The sequence below is a fragment of the Amycolatopsis sp. NPDC059027 genome (genome assembly GCF_042739735.1).
Taxonomy (GTDB): domain Bacteria; phylum Actinomycetota; class Actinomycetes; order Mycobacteriales; family Pseudonocardiaceae; genus Amycolatopsis.
Window position 1 is genome coordinate 22,478 of sequence record NZ_JBHYIK010000010.1, and the last position, 19,090, is coordinate 41,567.

Consider the following 19,090-nt stretch of genomic DNA (forward strand, 5'->3'; position numbering starts at 1 on the left):
CGGGGGTCCGCCCGCGCGCGAGTCGTTTCTGTGGGGGTGTGGGGGCCTGGCCGTCGCGGGGGCGCCGCGGTGCTGCCGCGCCCCCCGCACCCCCCCCCCCCCCCCCCCCCTTCAGCACGCTTGGGGTCAGTCGCCAGGCAGGGCCTTGGCGGCCTTCTTGCGAAGCTTCTTCGCGCGCTTCTCGGCCTTCTTGCCGAGGTCTTCCGAAAAGTCGCCGGCCTTCTTCGCGGCGCGACGCGCACGCCAGCCCACCGACGGCTTACCCGCGGTGTCGCCGATCGCGAGCAGCAGCCCACCGGCCAGACTCGCGTTCTTGATGAACTGAATCTGTTGCTGCTGCTTCTCCGCCGGGTCCTTGCTCTCCCAGAACCGGTGCCCGGCCAGCGTCGTCGGCACGAGACTGCCGAGCAGGGCCAGCGACGCCAGGCGCGGCGCCTTGCCCGCGGCGAGCGCGAGCCCGGCGGTCACCTTCACTGCGGCGTCGATCCGGACGAGGGTCGCGGGATCACGCGGCACGGCGTCCGGGACGATGCCCTCGACCTTGTCGAACGTGTCGGTGAGGAACGGTTCGACGGCCTTCGCGTGCCCCTGGGCGTCCCTCAGCGCACCGATCCCGCCGAAGATGAAGATCGAGGCGAGCAGTGGTCTTGCCACACGGCGGAGTATCACGGTCCTTGCCTTCCTTGTTCCGAAGCCTGCAACGCGAACCTACGCCCTGAATGCCCCCACAGCCCGGCACCAAACCGGTACTAGCGGCCTATGTCCGAATATTGCTCCAGCCCTAGATAGCGGTAGACGGCGTTAGCGAGCGAGATAGAGCACTAGCGGCACGAGGGTTGACTTTGACGTTACGTCAACTTTTAACCTGGTTTCACCGACGAGATCAGGAGGGAGGCGGGCAGATGACGCGGTCGGAGTGGTCCATCCAGGACCTCGCCAAGTCCGCCGGGACGACGAGCCGGACGTTGCGCCACTACGGCGCGATCGGCCTGCTCGAGCCCAGCCGGATCGGCGGCAACGGCTACCGCTACTACGACGAGCACTCGCTCGTCCGGCTGCAGCGGATCCTGCTGTTGCGCGAACTCGGCCTCGGCCTGCCCGCGATCGCCGAGGTGCTCGACGGGCAACAGGACCGCGTCGCTGCCCTCGAAACGCATCTGGAGCTGCTGGAACAGGAACAGCAGCGGCTGGCGCGACAGATCGAGTCGGTCCGCACCACGGTGAAGAAACTGAAGGGAGGTGAACGACTCATGGCCAACGAAGTGTTCGAGGGATTCGACCACACGAAGTACGAGAAGGAGGTCACCGAGCGCTGGGGCGCCGACGCCTACCGCAAGAGTGCCGACTGGTGGCGCTCGCTGAGCGACGAGCAGAAGAAGGCGTTCCAGCAGGAGCAGCTCGACATCGCGGCAGCGTTCGGCGAGGCGCACTCGACCGGACTGCCGGTCGACGGCGCCGAGACACAGGCGATCACGCAGCGGCTGTACGAGTGGCTGCGGCCCGCGGCGTCCTCGGTGTCGAAGTGCTACTTCGCCGGTCTCGGCCAGCTGTACGTCGACGACCCGCGTTATGGCAAGTACGACGAGAAGTACGGCGCGGGCACGGCGGAGTACATCCGCGACGCGATGCGTGTCTACGCCGAGCGGAACCTGACCGACTAGACAGGTCAGGGGGCGGGGCTGCAGACCCGCCCGTCTCCCGCGAACGGCGGGTACTCGTCCATCCGGGCCAACCTGGCCAACACGCGCTAGGTCCGTATCCGCAAATATCGGGCTCACGCTAGATACCCCGATAACGTGGCAGAGTGGACCCGATCCGCAATCCCTTCGCCCCGGGCGCCGGTCAACGGCCGCCCGAGCTGGCAGGCCGCGAACGCGAGCTGAAAGCGTTCGAGGTGGTGCTGGAGCGGGTCGCGCGCGGACGCCCCGAACGCAGTCTGGTCCTGACCGGACTGCGCGGGGTCGGCAAGACGGTGCTGCTCGGCGAGCTGCGCTCGATGGCGATCAAGCACGGCTGGGGCGCGGGCAAGATCGAGGCACGACCGGACGCGGAGCTGCGGCGGCCGCTGTCGGCGGCACTGCACCGGGCGATCCGGGATCTCGCGGTACGGCACCGCGCGCCGGACCGCGTCGAAGATGTGCTCGCCGTGCTCAAGGCGTTCGCACTGCGCGCCAACAAGGCCGACGCGAAGCTCCGCGACCGCTGGCAGCCCGGCATCGACGTTCCGGCCGCGCAGGGCCGCGCCGACTCCGGCGACATCGAGATCGACCTGGTCGAGCTGTTCACCGACGTCGCCGAACTCGCCGCCGACGTCGGCACCGGCGTCACCCTGCTCATCGACGAGATGCAGGACCTCCAGCCGGACGACGTCTCGGCGCTGTGCGCGGCCTGTCATGAGCTGTCGCAGTCCGGGGCACCGCTGGTCGTGGTCGGGGCCGGGCTGCCCCATGTACCCGCGGTGCTCTCGGCGTCGAAGTCGTACTCCGAGCGGCTCTTCCGCTACGCGCGGATCGACCGGCTCGACCGCGAGTACGCCGACATCGCGGTGATGGCGCCGATCGAGCGCGAGGACGCCGGGATCGAGCCCGAGGCGCTGGACGCGTTGTTCGACGCCTCGGGCGGCTATCCGTACTTCATCCAGGCCTACGGCAAGGCGGCCTGGGACGCGGCCCCGGCCGATCCGATCACCGTCAAGGACGTCCAGGTCGCCGCCCCCGAGGCCGAAGCCGAGCTCGCCGTCGGATTCTTCGGCTCGCGCTACGAACGCGCGACCCCGGCAGAGCGCGAGTACCTGCTCGCGATGGCCGAGCTGACCCAGGGCCGCGACGAGGCGGCAGGCACCGCCGATGTGGCCGTCTACCTGGGCCGTAAGCCTTCGTCATTGTCACCGGCGCGGGACAGCCTGATGAAAAAGGGCCTGGTGTATTCGGCCGAGCGCGGGCAGATCGCGTTCACGGTGCCGCACTTCGGCCACTACCTGCTCGGCCGCGACTGAGCTTCCCGTACCTCTCTCACGGAGTATGCGCCTGCCTAAGGCTCTATAGCTTGAAAGCTAGAGATACTTAGACAGCTCTAGGCCGTTAGCGAAACGTGACCGGCGACACGAAGTCTCTCCGGCGATAAGCCAAGTTTGCCTACGATTCATCGGCAAGTGCGCCATATCACCGTCGATTCGTTCGCTTCCTTGTGAAAAAAGGTGCATACTAGAGACACAGCAACCGAGACCCTCGAAGGGGATGCAGAAACCGATGAACAACATCGCCGCCAAGCTCCGTGCCCGCCGCGCCGAGGCTCGCACTCGCCGGGCGCTGAACCGGGCGATTGACACCGCGGCCACCGCGACCGTTCGTCAGGAACTGATCGCCATCGCTCAGGCGCGCCAGGGCTACATGCGCTGACGCGTCACCCACGTAGTCGACACCCATTCGAGTGACCTACACCACATAGTGCTCAGGGTGTAACGCCACAGAAAGTTGTGTCGATACCCCCTACGACCCCGTGATGCTGGCGGACCCCCGACCTGGCAGCATCACGGGGTTTCCATATGTCCGGGTGGACGTGCAAGAACCCGGCAAATGAGTTGCTCATGGCCACCATCCGGAGTAATGATTGACCGCGTCAACGAATTTGTTGAGGTGGTCAGTGAACGACACGCAGCTTGCCGACCGGGTCGCCACGGTCCGCGCCTTCAACCGCCTGTACACCGGGGTCATCGGCGTTCTCGACGAGGGACCAGCCGACGCCGAGTACTCGCTGAGCGAAGCGCGGGTGCTGTTCGAACTCGCCCAGCACGACCAGGTCTACGTCACCGACCTGCGCAAACAGCTCGATCTGGACGCCGGGTACGCGAGCAGGCTGCTCGCCAGGCTGGAGACCCGGGGGCTGGTTGTCCGGGAACGCTGCGACGAGGACGGCCGCCGCCAGCTCGTCCGGCTGACCCCGGCGGGCACCGACGCGTTCGCGATGCTCAACGAGCGCAGCTCCCAGCGCATCGGCGGACTGCTCGAACAGTTCCCCGACGAGGACCAGCGACGGCTGCTCGGCGCGATGGACACTATCGCCGGAGTGGTGCGCGGGCGCCCCGCAGCGCCTTCGCTGGTTTTACGGTCCCCACGTCCGGGTGACCTCGGGTGGGTGGTGCATCGTCACGGAGCGTTGTATGCCCGGGAGTACGGGTTCAACGACCGGTTCGAAGCACTGACCGCGCGGGTCGTCGCGGATTTCGCCGACCGTCGCGACGATCCCGGCCAGGCCGGGTGGATCGCCGAGGTCGACGGCGAGCGGGTGGGCAGTGTCTTCTGCATGCGCGCCGAGGACCCGCAGGTCGCGAAGCTCCGGTTACTGCTCGTGGAGCCGAGCGCGCGTGGTCTCGGCGCAGGCAAGCGGCTCGTCGGCGAATGCGTGGAGTTCGCCAGGGCGACCGGATACACGGCGATGGAGCTGTGGACCGTCTCGGTGCTCACGGCAGCCCGCGACATCTACCGCAAGAACGGCTTCCAACTGGTCGGCGAGGAGCCGACCGAGAACTTCGGGCCGAAGCTGATCGGTGAGACCTGGCGGTTGGAGCTGTGAGATGTTCGTCGTCTACTGCGCCGAATGCGATCGCCGGACCCTGCTCGGCGTGGACGAGGTCGACTGGGTCGAGAACCTGACCCCCGGCATGATCTCGGTGTCCGGGCACTGCCCGCGCGGGCACGAGGTGGTCGTGCTGACCGGCGACGCCTTCACCCCGCACGAGGACCCACGCTACTACGGACCCGCGCCGCGGCTCTGGACGAAACCGCTCAGCCGCGTCCGCGCGCTCTTCGGCCTGCTGCTGGCCAGATTCGAGGTCCGGCGTGACCTGCCGGGCCCGTTCTACCGGTACTGATCCGGCTCACGACTCGCGCGGCAGCCTGCCCAGCAGGTAGAACTCGGCGTTGGGCCGCAACGCCGTGAGGTGCGCGAGCCGGTTCGACATCGCGAAGAGCGCCGTGATCGCGCCGACGTCCCAAATCTCGTCGTCCGTCAGGCCCGCCTCGCGCGCGGCGTCGATGTCGGCCTCGCCGAAGAGCGCGGAATCCTGGGCCAGTGCGAGCGCGAGGTCCACGATCGCCCGGCCGCGTTCGTCGAGTTCGACCTGCCAGGGGTTGCTCGACACCCGGTCCGCGAGCTGCGGGTCCTTGGCGCGGACACGCAGGATCGCGCCGTGCGCGACGACGCAGTAGGTGCAGTGGTTGGCGCCCGAGGTGGCGACCACGACGAGTTCGCGTTCGGCCTTGCTCAGCCCGTCGGAGCGGTCCATGAGCGCGTCGTGATAGTCGAGGAAGGCCCGCAGTTCGGCGGGCCGATGCCCGAGGGCGCGGAAGATGTTGGGCACGAACCCGGACTTCCGCGCGATCTCGCCGACTCGCTCGCGCAGGTCCTCGGGCAGGTCTTCGAGGTCTACCACCGGAAACCGGCTCACCGACTCGCTCATGGGTCCCACGCTAGTCGCCCGGACGCCGTGAAGGCCTCCTTACCGGCACTGGTTGCCGGTAAAGAGGCCTTCACGGACTGTCCTCTGTGGACTAGTGGACGCCGATGGGGCGGAGGTCCTTGTCGTGCTCGTCGGCGTGGTAGTCCTCCGGCTCGGTCTGGTCCGTGCCGTTGACGACCTTCAGCTGCCGCGCGATGACGGTGACGATCACGGCCACCACGATGTTCGCGATCAGCGCCACGAACCCGGGGTAGATCTGCACGGCCGAGCCCGCGAACGGGTGCCAGCCGAAGATCGACAGGTCGCCCATCGGCAGCGCCGAACCGCCGAAGTGCTTCTTGCCGTTGGCCGGGTTCGGGATGCCGTAGAGCATGATCAGGCCCCAGCCCATGCCGACGACCCAGCCCGCGATCAGGCCCCACCGGTGGAACCACCGGGTGTACAGCGAGAGCGCCACCGCCGGCAGGGTCTGCAGGATCATCACCCCGCCCATGAGCTGCAGGTCGATGGAGAACTGCGGGTCGATGAACAGGATGAACGCGACCGCGCCGAACTTCACGATCAGCGAAGCGAGCTTCGCCTGCTTCGCCTCCTGGCCCGGCGTCGCGTTCTTCTTGATGTACTCCTTGTAGATGTTGCGCGTCCACAGGTTCGCCGCGGCGATCGACATGATCGCGGCGGGCACCAGCGCGCCGATCCCGATCGCGGCGAAAGCGATGCCCGCGAACCAGGACGGGAACTGGGTGTCGAACAGCACCGGCACGATGGTGTTGCTGTCCGGTTTGCCGGTCGCGTTGTTGTTGATCGGCTTCACACCGGCAGTGATCGCGACGTAGCCGAGCAGCGCCAGCAGGCCGAGCAGCAGCGAGTACGCCGGGAGCGCGACCATGTTCCGCTTGATCACGCTGCGCCCGCGCGAGGCGAGGACGCTGGTGAGCGAGTGCGGGTAGAGGAACAACGCCAGCGCCGAGCCGAGTGCGAGCGTCGCGTACTGGAGCTGGTTGTTCGAGGTCAGCAGGACCGACCCGGACGGCTTCCCGGTGGCCGGGTTCGGCTTGGCCAGCTTCGCCGCCGCGGAGTCGAAGATGTGCGACCAGCCGCCGAGCTTGATCGGCAGGTAGATGATCGCCACCAGGATCACGATGTAGATCAGGATGTCCTTGACGAACGCGATCAGCGCGGGCGCGCGCAGGCCCGACTGGTAGGTGTAGAGCGCCAGGATCACGAACGCGATCAGCAGCGGCAGGTGCCCGACGATGCCGGAACCGTTGAGGCCCATCGTGCGCAGCACCGACTCGAGGCCGACGAGCTGCAGCGCGATGTAGGGCATCGTCGCGACGATGCCGGTGATCGCGACGAGCAGCGCCAGCGTCGGCGAGCCGAACCGGCCGCGGACGAAGTCGGCGGGGGTGACGTACCCGCGCGACCGCGAGACCGACCACATGCGCAGCGCCGGGAGCAACACGATCGGGTAGACAATGATCGTGTAAGGCAGAGCGTACATGCCGAGCGCGCCGGCGCCGAACATCAGCGCGGGCACCGCGACGAAGGTGTAGGCCGTGTAGAGGTCACCGCCGAGCAGGAACCAGGTGATCCACGAGCCGAACTTGCGCCCGCCGAGACCCCATTCGTCGAGATGGTCGAGCGTGTTGCCCGCCTTCCACCGCGAAGCGACGAAGCCGAGCACCGTCACCAACAGAAAAAGAAGGGTGAAAATGACCAGCTCCGGCCATTGCAGGTTGCTCATTCGCCGCTCCCCGCGTCGAGGTCGTCCACACTCAGCCGATCCGGCTCGTCACTGACCGGTTTTCCTTTGGTGGCCCAGTAGACGATCGCGGTGCTGAGCACACCGACGAGCACCATCGCGAACTGGAACCAGTAGAAGAACGGCATCCCGAACAGCCGGGGTCCGTCCAGATTGAACAGTGGTGTGACCAGCACCAACAGCGGGACGATCAGGAGCAGGTTCCACGGGCTGAACTGGAACCCGCGCACCTTCCCGCCTTGTTTGGCAGACGACATCAGACCTCACCTAACACTCGCGCGACACCGCGTCCGCACGACACTAGAACCTGGGTACGACATCGTCACCCCAGTCCGGTATCGATTCGATCAGTGATGGTGACGATGCCGACGAAGGGCGGTTGCCGCCTCTGCCCCCGACGGATATCAATAGCCAGAGATTCCGACACAAAGGGGCATCCGGATGACGAAACTCCGCTATGCGGTGGTGATCCCGGCCGTGGCCGGCACCCTGCTGGCCGGGTTCACGCCTGCCTTCGCGGGCGAGGAGGCGAAGCAGCCTCTGAACTCCACGAACATTCCAGCGCAGTACGCGAACCAGAAGCTGGCCTGGCACAAGTGCACGTCGAGCGAGCTGCCGACACCGCCGCCGCCGGGCGCCGAGGACATCGAATGCGCGACCTACCAGACGCCGCGCAACTGGTACCGCGCCGACGACAAGATCGACCTGACCATCGCCGTCAGCCGCCTCAAGGCGACCAGCGGCAAGGCGACCGACAGCGTGGTCACCAACCCGGGCGGTCCCGGCGCACCCGGCCGCAACTTCCCCGCCCGGTTCCGTAACCAGGCCAAGCTGCGGGCCAACCAGGAAATCGTCGGGATGGACCCGCGGGGCACCGGCAAGAGCACGAACATCACCTGCGGTGGCGCCATCGGCACGGGCAGCGACCTCGACCCGCGGGACCGCCGCAAGGAGAACCTCAACCTGATCCTGGACGCCACGCGGTACGCGGCGCACTCGTGCCAGGTCAAGTCCGGTGAGCTGGGCCCGCTCATCAACACCGACCAGACCGTGCGCGACATCGATCTGCTGCGCGTCCTGCTCGGCCGCGACAAGATCAACTGGGCTGGTTACTCGGCGGGTACCTGGCTGGGCGCGCACTACGCACAGCAGTTCCCGACCCGCACCGGCCGCTTCCTGCTGGACTCCTCGACGGAGTTCACCACGACCTGGCAGAAGTCGTTCGACTGGCAGCCGCTCGGCTTCGAGCGCCGCTTCCGGCAGGACTTCCTGCCGTGGCTGGCGAAGTACGACAAGCTCTACCACTTCGGCACCACCGGCGAGGAAGCTCGGCAGACCTACGAGCAGGTCCGCTACGCGCTGACGCAGCACCCGGTGACGCTGGACGGCACCACAGTGTCGGCCAACGCGCTCGACTCGTTCATCGCGAACCAGCTCTACAACAAGCGGAACTTCGTCCCGCTGGCCCAGTACCTGGTCAACGTCCGGACGCTGACCCAGGGCGGCGCCTCGCAGCAGCAGAAGGCCGAGGCCGCGAAGCAGGTCAAAGCCAAGGTCAACGACAAGGTGGTTGGCCCGCAGCCGCTGATGGTGCCGAGTGACGGCGACGCCTACGACGCGAGCTTCTGGACCATCCCGTGCAACGAGGGACCGTGGACCGGCAGCCCGAACAGCGCCATCCGGCAGTCGCAGAAGCTGATCGACCAGCAGAAGCCGCTGCTCGGCGCCGGCTGGTTCATCCAGCCGTGCCTGTTCTGGAACAACCCGCCGGCCCCGCTGCCGCCGATGACCGGCAAGGGCGTGCCGCCGGTACTGATCGTCGAGTCGGAGCACGACCCGGCGACGCCGATCGAGGGCGCGCAGCGAGCGCACAAGGCGTTCGAGAACTCGCGCATGATCACCGTGACCGGCGAGGGTGACCACGGCATCTACGCCGGCGGCAACGCGGGTGTGGACAAGGTGGTGGAGGACTACCTGGTGGACGGGAAGGTCCCGAACGACCAGAAACTGCCCGGTGTCCCACTTCCGGTGCCTGCCGGCGCCTGAACCCCCTAGGGATTGTGGCCCCGTCGAGCTTCGGCTCGGCGGGGTCTTTCCACATGGGCTTTTCACACCTGTGCACAGAGTTGTCCACAGGGGGTGGATAACTCTGGTGATCGTTGGGGTGGTAGCGGGGTGGTATTACTATTGGCCCCATGGTGCGTGTACCGCTGACGGACGAAGAGCGCGAACGTGGCGAGCGGCTGGGGCTGGCCCTGCGCGCCGCGCGGGCAGGGCGCAGCATGGCCGACGTCGCGGCGGAGGCCGGGATCTCGGTCGAGACGCTGCGCAAGATCGAGACCGGGCGGATCCCCACACCGGCGTTCTTCACGGTCGCCGCGATCGCGGACGCCGTCGGCCTCTCGCTCGAAGAGCTGCGAGTGGCTACCGAGCCGCCGAGGCCGTCACTGTCCCAGGCGAGTTAGGCCGCAGCCGCTCCAGGATCTTGTTCCGGTCGTTCAGGAAGGCGAAGCCGGGGAGCGGGATCTCGTAGGAGTAGAGCAGCCGCTCGAGGTCGGCGAACTCGTCGGTGCTCAGGTTCAGGTCGACGCTGACGGCATGCGCGGCGAGGACGTCGACGAGTTCCTCCCACTCGCCCGCCCACAGCAGCGCGCGGTAGTGCGTGAAGTCCGCCGCCGGGATCCGGTCGGCCAGCTGGTCGAGCACGCGGTCGGCGTAGTAGGTGATCCGGCTGTCGGTGAGGTCCTCCAGCGTCGGATTCGCCGGGTCCTTCGGGGTGTCCGGATTGCGCACGACGCCGGGGCCGCCGACCGGATAGGCGGTCCGCACCTGGCCGTCCTCGTCGGCCAGCACCACGACGTGGACGCCGTAGCGTTCCCCGGCGCAGCGCCAGCGGCCGTTGTGCTGGCGGCGACGTGGCTCGCCGGGAAGGTTCGCGACGTCCTCGATCACCGCGATGATCTGCCGGTCGCTCCAGCCGTACGGGAACTCGCTGGTTCCCCGGCGTCCGACGCCCGGTGCGTGCCCGCCACCCACGCGCTACTCCTCTCGTCGCAGAGAGGGTAGCCCGCGAACGGCCGTGAAGAATGCCCCGAAAGCGGGAACGGGACGGGCCTAGCCCTTCACGGAGAGCACCAAAATGCCGATGACCAGCACATCGACGCCGCGGACGAACTGCCGCGCCATGCTGAAACCTCGGCCGTCCGTGTAGTCCATTTCCTTCCGGGTCACCGCGCGCAACACGGCCAGTACCGCCAGTGGCACCGCGAGCCAGACGATGACCGGGACTGTGGCGCCCACCAGCAGGGATACCGCCACGAGCAGTGCCGACCAGCCGAGCGCGAGGATCGCGAGCAGCAGGCCGTGTGTCACGCGCAGTTCCCAGTCGGACGTCGCGAGCCAGCGGCGGCGGCCGGGGTTGCGCCACAGCACCCCGAGCCCGCCGCCGAACGGCACCAGTGCGATGAACGCGCCGAGCCCGACCAGGATGGCCGCGGGCAGCGTGGGTACCGCGACCCTGGCGACGGCGACCCCGAGCGCGAGCAGGACCGCGGCGCCGAGATACCGCGTCCGGCCGGCGAAACCGGCCCACGCCAGGCGCAGCGCGGTCGGCCGGCGCAGCGACAGCCGTCCGACCGGGGCCGACTCGGGCAGGACGAGCATCGGGTCCATGAACGTCACCGCGACGGCACGCAGCACGCGGACGTTCCAGCCCTCGACCAGCGTCAGCCGTCCGGCTCCGGTGACCGGCTCGCCGCCCAGCGCGAGGCCGCACGCGACGATCAGGACACCACCCGCGACGTACTGCACGGTCAGCGGGCCGAGCGCGGCCGCGGCGATCACCAGCCCGGTCACCGCGAGCACGAGCGGGCCCGCGACGTCGGCACGGAGCGCGGTACGGCGCGCCGTCGCGAAGATGAGCACCGCGCATGCGGCCACCAGCGCGACACCGGCGGTCCACACGTCGCGGCCGCCGCCTCCCGCGGCGACGACCAGCGCGACGGCGTAGCCCGCGGCGAGCACGACCGCCGACCACACGACCAGGAGCCGGGCGCCGACCACCCGGCGCCGATCGGCGCGGGCGAAGTCCAGCCAGGTCAGTTCGGCCGGTTCGGCCCAGACGAACCCCCGCCGCAGCAGCACCCGCCAGGCGAAGGCCAGGCAGATCGCGAACAGCCCCAGCACCGCCGGAAAGTCCGCTGTGGACTGTCCGAAGAGGATTCGATGCCATCGGTCGAGGTTGAAGAAAGCGGTGAAGAGGAAGCCGAAACCGAACAACGCGTAGAAGGTTCCGTAGTCCCCGCTGAAGATCCCGCCGAACCGCCGCCTTCCCGGCACACGCGTGCGGACGCCCACTGTTGCTAATCCGACTAAAAGTAGGCGGACCCCGGGCAATAGGTAACCGTTGCTACGCAAGCCGGATAGCCGTGACTGTAGTCGGATTAGCAATGAACGGCACAGCGTCACCATCAGAACAGCTCTAGGACGCTGTCCGCGGCTTCGAGCAGCGGCGGATGGTGGGTGGCCAGCACGACGGCCGCGCCCGCCGCGGTCGACCGGCCGATCAGCTCGACCAGCCACTCCTTGCCCGCGACGTCCAGCGCACGCTCGGGCTCGTCGAGGATGAGCACCTGATGCGGCCGCGCCGTCGCGCCGAGCAGCAGGAGACGGCGGCGCTGGCCCGCGGAGAAGCTCCCGGCGGTGACCTCCGCCCGCTCTTCGAGCCCAGCGTCGGCGATGAGCGCGCGGAAGTCGCCGAGGTCTGCGCCGAACGTCCCGGCAAGCAGCTCCAGGTGCTGCACCGGGGTCAGCTCCGCGAAGAAGTCCGAGTCGTCGAGCAGCACGGACACCTTGCGGCGGAAGGCGACCTTGCGCTCGTCCGGCGGAGCGCCGTCGACGAGCACCCGGCCGCGCTGGGGTTTCTGCATCCCGTACAGACAGCGCAGCAGTGTCGACTTGCCCGCCCCGTTCGGCCCGACGATCACCGCGCATTCGCCGGGGTCGACGGAGAAATCCAGCTCGTCGAACAGCCAGACGTCCCCGGCGCGGACGCCGATCGCCCTCGCGTCGATCATCGGCCACGCACCAGTTCGAGCACCGGCGCCAGCCGCGCGGCATGGCGTTCCAGCACGCTGAAATAGCTGATTCCGAAGCGTGTCCGCGTGGCGACGAGTTGCTCGGCGATCTGGTCCGGCGTACCGACCAGCACGGTCGGCACGTCCGCCAGCTGTTCGATGGTCAGCTCTCCCTTGATCCGCTCGCGTACTTTTTCCAGCCCTGCCTGGCGATCGCCGGTCACGTCGACGTAGCGGGGAGGCAGGTTCAGCTCGACCTCGCGACCGCCGAGCTTGTCGCGGACGAACTCGACGCGCTCGCCGATCGTGGCCGAGTCGACCGGAATCAGGGTCCGGGTGTCGGTCCTTCGCGTGCCGGTGAAGCCGATGATGTCGGCGTGCTCGGCGGCGAGGGTGAGCACCCGGTCGCCGAGCCCGGCGATCAGCAGTGGCGGGCCGGCCGCTTGGACGGGCGCGGGTTCGTGCTCCGGGTCGGCGAAAAGCCGCTTGAGTTTCTTGATCGTGTGTCCGAGGGTGTCGACGCGGTCGCCCGCGGCGGTCCACGGAATCCCGGCGTCGTCGAATTCGGCCTTGACGTACCCCGCGCCAAGGCCGAGTTCGAGGCGTCCCCCGGTGAACTGGTCGGTGCCCGCGGCATCCCGGGCGAGCAGGGCCGGGTTCCAGAAACCGGCGTTGAGCACGAACGTGGCCAGGCGCACCCGCTCGGTCACCTCGGCCGCGAGGACCAGCGCCGGAAAGGGCGGGGCCATGCCGAGGTGATCGGCCACGCCGACGACGTCGTAGCCGAGCTCTTCGGCCTTGCGGCACTTCTCGGCCCACGCGGTCCGCGACCCGGGCACGGTCATGGTCACGCCGAATCTGAACGGTCTCTCCCCGGCGTCGGACATGGTCCTCACGGTACTCACCCGAAAGCAGGCGATGTCTACGACGGTAAACACCGGCTCCGCGACTTCAACCGGTCGGCTACGCGCGTTACGACGTGCGGCGCAATAGCGTGGTCACATGGCCGAAAATCCTATCGAACGCGCCGAACGGCGGCGGCTCGAAGCCGCGCAGGCACTCGTCGACGCCTCGGCGGCGCGTGGCTTCCTGTTGCACAGCGAGGACGAGGTCTTCAGCTGGGGAATCGAATTCCGTGACCGGAAAGGAAAATCGCACGCACTGACCAGTTTCGCCGACAGCAGCGGTTACAGCCTGCACGATTCGGCACTCAGCGCGGTGGCGAGGGAGAACATGTTCAGGCCGCTGAACCTGACCTATCTCGACGAAATCCATCGCTGAACTTACCCATTAAAAGGACGAAGGGGACGTCCCCCGCGAAACGAGGCACGTCCCCTTCGAACAGAACCGGGTCAGCCGAGACGCTGGCGCAGGGCGTCGAGCTCGTCACGCAGCGAGCTGGGCACCTTGTCGCCGATCTTCTCGAACCACTCCTCGATCAGCGGCAGCTCCTGACGCCACTCCTCGGCGTGGACGTCGAGCGCGGCCTGGATGTCGGCGAGCGGCTCGGTCAGGCCCTCGGTGTCGAGGTCCTCGGCCTTCGGCACGAAACCGACCGGGGTCTCGGTCGCGTTGCCCTTGCCCTCGACGCGCTCCAGAACCCACTTCAGCACGCGCGAGTTCTCGCCGAAGCCCGGCCACAGGAACCGGCCGTCGTCGCCGCGGCGGAACCAGTTGACGTAGAAGATCTTCGGCAGCTTGTTCGCGTCGGCGTTCTTGCCGAGGTCCAGCCAGTGCTTGAAGTAGTCACCGGCGTGGTAGCCGAGGAACGGCAGCATCGCCATCGGGTCGCGACGGACGTTGCCGACCGCACCGGCCGCGGCGGCCGTGGTCTCCGACGACATGGTGGCGCCCATGAACACGCCGTGCTGCCAGTCGCGGGCCTCGTTCACCAGCGGCACCGTGGTCTTGCGGCGGCCACCGAACAGGATCGCCGAGATCGGCACGCCCTTCGGGTCGTCCCACTCCGGCGCCAGGATCGGGCACTGCGACATCGGCGTGCAGTAGCGCGAGTTCGGGTGCGCCGCCTTCTCCTCGGACTCCGGCGTCCAGTCCTGCTTCTTCCAGGACGTGGCGTGGGCGGGCTTGTTCTCCATGCCCTCCCACCAGATGTCGCCGTCGTCGGTGAGCGCGACGTTGGTGAAGACGGTGTTGCCCTTTTCGATGGTGCGCATCGCGTTCGGGTTGGTGTGCCAGTCGGTGCCGGGCGCGACGCCGAAGAAGCCGAACTCCGGGTTCACCGCGTACAGGCGGCCGTCCTCGCCGAAGCGCATCCACGCGATGTCGTCGCCGAGGGTCTCCGCGCGCCAGCCGGGAATGGTCGGCTGGAGCATCGCGAGGTTGGTCTTGCCGCAGGCGCTCGGGAAAGCGGCCGCGACGTAGTGGACCTTGTCCTCCGGCGAGATCAGCTTGAGGATCAGCATGTGCTCGGCCAGCCAGCCCTCGTCACGGGCGATGACCGAGCCGATGCGCAGCGAGTAGCACTTCTTGCCCAGCAAGGAGTTCCCGCCGTAGCCGGAACCGTAGCTCCAGATCAGCCGCTCCTCGGGGAAGTGCGAGATGTACTTGATCGGGTTGCACGGCCACGACACGTCCTTCTGGCCGGGCTCCAGCGGCGCGCCGACGGAGTGCAGCGCGGGGACGAACTCGCGCTCGGTGCCGTCGGGCGCGACGAACTTGTCCAGTGCGGCCTTGCCCGCGCGCGTCATCACGCGCATCGAGGCGACGACGTAGGCGAAGTCGGTGATTTCGATGCCCAGTTTGGGGTTTTCGTCGCCGAGCGGGCCCATGCAGAACGGGATGACGTACATCGTGCGTCCCCGCATCGAGCCGCGGAACAGCTCGGTCATGGTGGCCTTCATCTCGGCCGGGTCCATCCAGTTGTTGGTCGGCCCGGCGTCCTCCGCGCGCTCGGAACAGATGAACGTCCGTTCCTCGACACGGGCGACGTCATTCGGGTCGGACGCGGCCCAGTAGGAGTTCGGCTTCGCGTCCAGTTGCACGAAAGTGCCCGCTTCGACCAGTTCCGCGTTGATCCTGGCGGCTTCTTCGTCGGAACCGTCCACCCACACCACGCGGTCGGGGGTGGTCAGCTCGGCGACCTCCCTGACCCAGGACAGCACGCCACTGTGCGTCGTCGGCGCGTTGTCCAGTCCGGGGATGGCGACTGCGGTCATCTCTACTCCTGACTTCCGACGACAAAAGAGCCCACACCGGAACGACGCTGTTCAGGTGCGGGCCTCATTGCCGGCGACCGAATGGCTTCGCACACCGGCTGGGGACCGGTGTGCGGGTTTTGGGATTCCCCGAGAGTAGCCGGATGACCGGCAGGTAACCGAGAGCTGACCTGTCGGTTCTCTCACAAGAACGATAAGGGAATCGATTCAGTCGTCACCGGAACGGGCCATCCGCCGAAAATTCTTCGGTGAGCGGGGCCACATCACACGGGCCGGGTCACACATTCGATGCCGAATTGCACCCCGCCGGGTATGGCAAAGGCCCGGCACGCGTGCGCGCCGGGCCTCGAGTGAATCGCAGGAATGTGACCTGGATTACATTAGTTTGCCATTAGTTGGGGCTGATCCACTGCCCGGTACCGGAGTCGATCTTGGCCACGCCCTCCAGCGTTTCGGTGCCGGGGCGGCCCCACGCGGCGTCGCTCGCCGGGTCGCCACCGGACATCGCCGCCGACGGCGCGGACTCGGAATCCATGACACCGCTGCCGGTCTGCGTCCACTGGCCGTGCCCGGTGTGCTCGAACGTGGTGGTGTGCCCGCTCGCGTCGGTTTGCACCGCGATGTCGGCTTCGCCGTCGCCGTTCTTGTCGGTGAAGGCGATCGTGCCGCCGTCCTTCGTCTGCACCACCGCGGTGTCGTTGTGGCCGTCGTGGTCGGTGTCGATGGTGGCGACCCCGGCGTCGACCTCGCCGCTGGGCAGGTCCGCGTGGATGTGCCCGCCGGAACCCGAGTCCCGGCCGGAGTCGTCCCCGCCGGTGTGGTGCCCGCTCGAGTGGACCCACTGGCCGCTGCGCTCGTCGTACACAGCCTGGTCGACGGCGTGCCCGGTGGAGTCGATCACGACGTACTGGTCGGCGACGCCGTCGTGGTTCGTGTCGATGAAGGCCTGCGCGGTGCCGTCATCGTGCTGGACCAGCGCCGTGTCGTTGGTGCCGTCCTCGTTGGCGTCGTAGTTCACCTCGGCCTGGTAGTCCTGGCCGTCGACGTGGACGGTCATCGCGTTCGGGCCGCTGGCGTCCGCGTCGGTGCCACCGCTCTCGTCGACCCACATGGGTAATCCCCCTTACCGACCGGGTACTGCCGGATGTCGCTGACCTGTTTGTCGAGGATATGACTCACCGTATGCCGGTTCGGTTCCGGTCCACAACAGGTTGTCCACAGACCCACCCGTGTGGTCACGCTCCGGCGCCGCCAGGTGTCGGAACGCGTCTCAGCGGGTGACGGTTAGTGGTTGTCGCGCAGCGAGCGGATGTGGGCGAGCAGGGTTTCGGCGCGGTCGCGGCCTTCGCTGACGTCCTTGAGCCGCTTCGAGACGATGGCGATCTTCTTGGCCCGCTCCTGCGCGCCCATCTTGATCGTCTTGTCGACTTCCTTCAGCTCGGCCTCGATGGCGTCGATGCGGCGGCCGAGCGCATCGTCGAGTGCCATCGACAGCTGCTGTTCGGCCTCGATGAGCTGTTCGGCGACCAGCTGGTCGAGCGTGGAGCGCGCGTCGGCGATGGCCTCGACGAGCCACTGCTTCATGTGCTGTTTGTCCGACGCGTGTTTGCGGGTGCGCGCCATCCACCAGCCGGCGCCGAGGCCGATGATGATCGTCGCGGGCAGCACCACCGGGTTGAGGATGGCGACCCCGGCCAGCGGCAGCGCGGCGATCTTGCCCGCCCCGACGCCGCCCGAGATGCCCATGAAGACGAGCAATTTGTCTTCGGCGGTCGGCGGTTTCTTGTCCGGCGGGCGCAGGACGACCGGCGGGCCGCCCGCTCGCAGGAACTGCGCGCGGATGACGTCGAGTTCCTCCGGCGAGAACAGCTCGGCCAGCGAAACGTTGGTGACCTGGTTCAGCCGCTGGGAAAGCTGCATCGAGATCCGCTGCGACGTCGTCTGCAGCGCGATGTCGACCTGCTGGGGGAGCGCGGCCAGGTCGTCGCGCTTGGCGGCGTCGATCACCTGGCGGAAGTGCGACTGCGCGTCGCGCATCTCGCGGCTGCTCTCGTGCCCGATCTCGACGCGGGTGCGCTGGACCTCGGCCCGCAGTTTCAGCTGCCAGCCCCGCGTCGACGTGCGGCGGTCGGCGGTCAGCTGATCCCGGCGTTCGCGCAGCTGTTCGGCTTCGGCCTCACCGGAGGACAACGCGCGGCTCTCGGCCTGCAGTTTCGCCTTCAGCTCGCCGAGCGCGCTGGACAACGCGCGCAGCGTGTTGGCCTCGCCGAGCATCGCGGAGCGGCCCACCAGGAGTTCCTGCAGCGCGACCTGCAGCGGCGCGATCCCGGACTTCTCCCGCAGCATCGCCGCCATCTGCTCGTTCGGCGCCTTCGCCGCGGTCTCGAACATCCTCGCCGAAACGGGGTGGAACACCGCGTCGGCGAAGCGGGGCGCGTGCTCGGCGAGCAGCTGACGGTCGGCCTCCATGACTTCACGCCAGCCACGGAAGGCGTCCACTTTGGACAGTGCGAACACGACCGTCTCGACCCGGTCGCCGACGTCGCGCAGGAACTGCAGCTCGGTCGAGGTGAACGGCGCCGAGGCGTCCACGACGAACAGCAGCGCCGTCGCGCCGGCGGCGGCTTCCTTGGCGAGTTCGCCGTGCATCGAGTCGAGCCCGCCGACGCCGGGGGTGTCGACGATGGTGATGCGCTCCAGCAACGGGACGGGCCCGCTCACCTCGACATACCGAGGCGGGATCTGTCCGGGCGGCAGCTCGTGCGCCGCGGAGACCCAGTTGATCAGCTGGCCGAGGTCGATCGGCACCGGCGCGAGCTGGCCGGGGTAGCACGCCTGCGCACCCCACTGCTGCGCGTGTTCGAAGACCAGATACGTCGCGGTCGCGACATCGGCGTCCACAGGGGACAGACCCGGTGCCGAGATCAGGGCGTTGACCAGGGAGCTCTTCCCGCGGTTGGTCTCGCCGACGACGACCACCGACGGACGCCCCTGCCGCGCCTTGCGGATGTCCTCGACCCACTTCGCGGCCTGTGGATCGGCTTCGCGGACGACGCCGAGCAACTGCTCCTGCGCGGCTTTGACCTGCGCGGGAAGAGTCGGCGCACTGACGGGAGCGTTCACAGTGTCTTATCCGGCTTCTTCGCGTACACCGTGACGATGGGCGCGCGCAGCAGCTTGCCGTGATCGGCGAACCCGGCGATCTCGGTCTCGGCGACGACGCCGTCGAGCGCGGGATCCTCGGTCGCGACGGCACCGCCCGCCTCGTGCTGTGCCGGGTCGAACCGTTCGCCGTCCGGGCGCAGCGCCTGGACGCCGATGCCGGCGAGGCCGTGTTCGAGCCGCTCGACCACGCCGCCGCTGCGGGCGCGGTCCAGTGCGTAGAGGCAGAGCTGGATCAGCGTCTGGCGGTCGGCGAGTGCGCGCTCCAGGTCGGCGGAATCGACGTGCGCGGCTACGGATACGGCGTCCACATCGGGCTTCGACGCGTCGTCGGCGTCTTCGGTTCCCGCACGATCGGCTGCCTCGATCACAGCCGCGGCGATCTGCCCCGTCGGCTCGTCGGTGTCCTCACCGCCGCCCTTGCGAAACCACGCCATCGCGACCCCCGTCCGGA

The 19,090-nt window shown here is 68.1% G+C and carries 20 protein-coding genes; 8 read left to right on the plus strand and 12 right to left on the minus strand.

Features of this window, described 5'->3' with window-relative positions:
* Positions 1-126 precede the first annotated feature (126 nt).
* The gene (locus ACFWY9_RS09195; protein ID WP_378326636.1) at positions 127-669 is read right to left on the minus strand and encodes a DoxX family membrane protein; all 543 of its coding nucleotides are present in this window, start codon (positions 667-669) and stop codon (positions 127-129) included.
* Positions 670-902: 233 nt separating this feature from the next.
* Here ACFWY9_RS09195 and ACFWY9_RS09200 point away from each other — a divergent pair, with 233 nt between their 5' ends.
* The 5 genes from ACFWY9_RS09200 to ACFWY9_RS09220 all read left to right on the plus strand — a co-directional run bounded on the left by ACFWY9_RS09200 (position 903) and on the right by ACFWY9_RS09220 (position 4,870).
* A complete protein-coding gene (locus tag ACFWY9_RS09200) occupies positions 903-1,661 on the plus strand; it encodes a MerR family transcriptional regulator (protein ID WP_378326635.1) in 759 nt (252 codons plus the stop codon).
* 143 nt (positions 1,662-1,804) lie between these two features.
* The gene (locus tag ACFWY9_RS09205; RefSeq protein WP_378326634.1) at positions 1,805-2,995 is read left to right on the plus strand and encodes an AAA family ATPase; all 1,191 of its coding nucleotides are present in this window, start codon (positions 1,805-1,807) and stop codon (positions 2,993-2,995) included.
* 241 nt (positions 2,996-3,236) lie between these two features.
* The gene (locus ACFWY9_RS09210) at positions 3,237-3,398 is read left to right on the plus strand and encodes a hypothetical protein (protein ID WP_345396244.1); all 162 of its coding nucleotides are present in this window, start codon (positions 3,237-3,239) and stop codon (positions 3,396-3,398) included.
* 244 nt (positions 3,399-3,642) lie between these two features.
* Positions 3,643-4,572: a GNAT family N-acetyltransferase gene (locus tag ACFWY9_RS09215; RefSeq protein WP_378338589.1), complete on the plus strand. Its 930-nt coding sequence runs from the start codon at positions 3,643-3,645 to the stop codon at positions 4,570-4,572.
* A gap of 1 nt (position 4,573) precedes the next feature.
* Positions 4,574-4,870: a hypothetical protein gene (locus tag ACFWY9_RS09220; RefSeq protein ID WP_378338590.1), complete on the plus strand. Its 297-nt coding sequence runs from the start codon at positions 4,574-4,576 to the stop codon at positions 4,868-4,870.
* A 6-nt stretch (positions 4,871-4,876) separates the two neighbouring features.
* Here the strand turns inward: ACFWY9_RS09220 and ACFWY9_RS09225 are convergent, their stop codons facing one another.
* The 3 genes from ACFWY9_RS09225 to ACFWY9_RS09235 all read right to left on the minus strand — a co-directional run bounded on the left by ACFWY9_RS09225 (position 4,877) and on the right by ACFWY9_RS09235 (position 7,480).
* Complete coding sequence (locus ACFWY9_RS09225) at positions 4,877-5,458, minus strand: peroxidase-related enzyme (RefSeq protein ID WP_378326631.1); 582 nt, start codon at positions 5,456-5,458, stop codon at positions 4,877-4,879.
* Positions 5,459-5,549: 91 nt separating this feature from the next.
* A complete protein-coding gene (gene mctP / locus ACFWY9_RS09230; protein WP_378338591.1) occupies positions 5,550-7,205 on the minus strand; it encodes a monocarboxylate uptake permease MctP in 1,656 nt (551 codons plus the stop codon).
* On the minus strand, positions 7,202-7,480 hold the full coding sequence (locus ACFWY9_RS09235) for a DUF3311 domain-containing protein (RefSeq protein WP_378326629.1): 279 nt from the start codon (positions 7,478-7,480) through the stop codon (positions 7,202-7,204). The genes mctP and ACFWY9_RS09235 overlap by 4 nt, the downstream gene beginning before the upstream one ends.
* A gap of 184 nt (positions 7,481-7,664) precedes the next feature.
* On the opposite strand from ACFWY9_RS09235, the gene ACFWY9_RS09240 reads away from it, so the two are divergent.
* Positions 7,665-9,269, plus strand: coding sequence for an alpha/beta hydrolase (locus tag ACFWY9_RS09240; protein WP_378338592.1), 1,605 nt, complete (start codon positions 7,665-7,667; stop codon positions 9,267-9,269).
* A gap of 149 nt (positions 9,270-9,418) precedes the next feature.
* Positions 9,419-9,688, plus strand: coding sequence for a helix-turn-helix domain-containing protein (locus ACFWY9_RS09245; protein WP_378326627.1), 270 nt, complete (start codon positions 9,419-9,421; stop codon positions 9,686-9,688).
* Here the strand turns inward: ACFWY9_RS09245 and ACFWY9_RS09250 are convergent.
* The 4 genes from ACFWY9_RS09250 to ACFWY9_RS09265 all read right to left on the minus strand — a co-directional run bounded on the left by ACFWY9_RS09250 (position 9,648) and on the right by ACFWY9_RS09265 (position 13,185).
* Complete coding sequence (locus tag ACFWY9_RS09250; RefSeq protein WP_378326626.1) at positions 9,648-10,259, minus strand: EndoU domain-containing protein; 612 nt, start codon at positions 10,257-10,259, stop codon at positions 9,648-9,650. The two genes, ACFWY9_RS09245 and ACFWY9_RS09250, sit on opposite strands and share 41 nt — an antisense overlap.
* Positions 10,260-10,337: 78 nt before the next feature.
* Positions 10,338-11,579: a hypothetical protein gene (locus ACFWY9_RS09255; RefSeq protein ID WP_378338593.1), complete on the minus strand. Its 1,242-nt coding sequence runs from the start codon at positions 11,577-11,579 to the stop codon at positions 10,338-10,340.
* A gap of 113 nt (positions 11,580-11,692) precedes the next feature.
* Entirely contained in the window at positions 11,693-12,298 is a 606-nt protein-coding gene (locus ACFWY9_RS09260; RefSeq protein ID WP_378326624.1) for an ATP-binding cassette domain-containing protein, read from the minus strand.
* On the minus strand, positions 12,295-13,185 hold the full coding sequence (locus tag ACFWY9_RS09265) for a TIGR03621 family F420-dependent LLM class oxidoreductase (RefSeq protein ID WP_378338594.1): 891 nt from the start codon (positions 13,183-13,185) through the stop codon (positions 12,295-12,297). Before ACFWY9_RS09265 ends, ACFWY9_RS09260 begins: the two co-directional genes overlap by 4 nt.
* 115 nt (positions 13,186-13,300) lie before the next feature.
* Between ACFWY9_RS09265 and ACFWY9_RS09270 the strand changes: the two genes are divergently transcribed.
* Positions 13,301-13,579: a hypothetical protein gene (locus ACFWY9_RS09270; RefSeq protein ID WP_378326622.1), complete on the plus strand. Its 279-nt coding sequence runs from the start codon at positions 13,301-13,303 to the stop codon at positions 13,577-13,579.
* A gap of 71 nt (positions 13,580-13,650) precedes the next feature.
* Here the strand turns inward: ACFWY9_RS09270 and ACFWY9_RS09275 are convergent, their stop codons facing one another.
* From ACFWY9_RS09275 to grpE, 4 genes are all read right to left on the minus strand, one after another.
* Positions 13,651-15,474 (minus strand): phosphoenolpyruvate carboxykinase (GTP), encoded by a 1,824-nt coding sequence (locus ACFWY9_RS09275; protein WP_378326621.1) that lies wholly within the window; start codon positions 15,472-15,474, stop codon positions 13,651-13,653.
* 391 nt (positions 15,475-15,865) lie between these two features.
* Positions 15,866-16,585 (minus strand): hypothetical protein, encoded by a 720-nt coding sequence (locus tag ACFWY9_RS09280; protein WP_378338595.1) that lies wholly within the window; start codon positions 16,583-16,585, stop codon positions 15,866-15,868.
* A gap of 173 nt (positions 16,586-16,758) precedes the next feature.
* A complete protein-coding gene (locus ACFWY9_RS09285) occupies positions 16,759-18,597 on the minus strand; it encodes a dynamin family protein (RefSeq protein WP_378326619.1) in 1,839 nt (612 codons plus the stop codon).
* Complete coding sequence (gene grpE / locus ACFWY9_RS09290; protein ID WP_378326618.1) at positions 18,594-19,073, minus strand: nucleotide exchange factor GrpE; 480 nt, start codon at positions 19,071-19,073, stop codon at positions 18,594-18,596. The genes ACFWY9_RS09285 and grpE overlap by 4 nt, the downstream gene beginning before the upstream one ends.
* Positions 19,074-19,090: the final 17 nt, after the last annotated feature.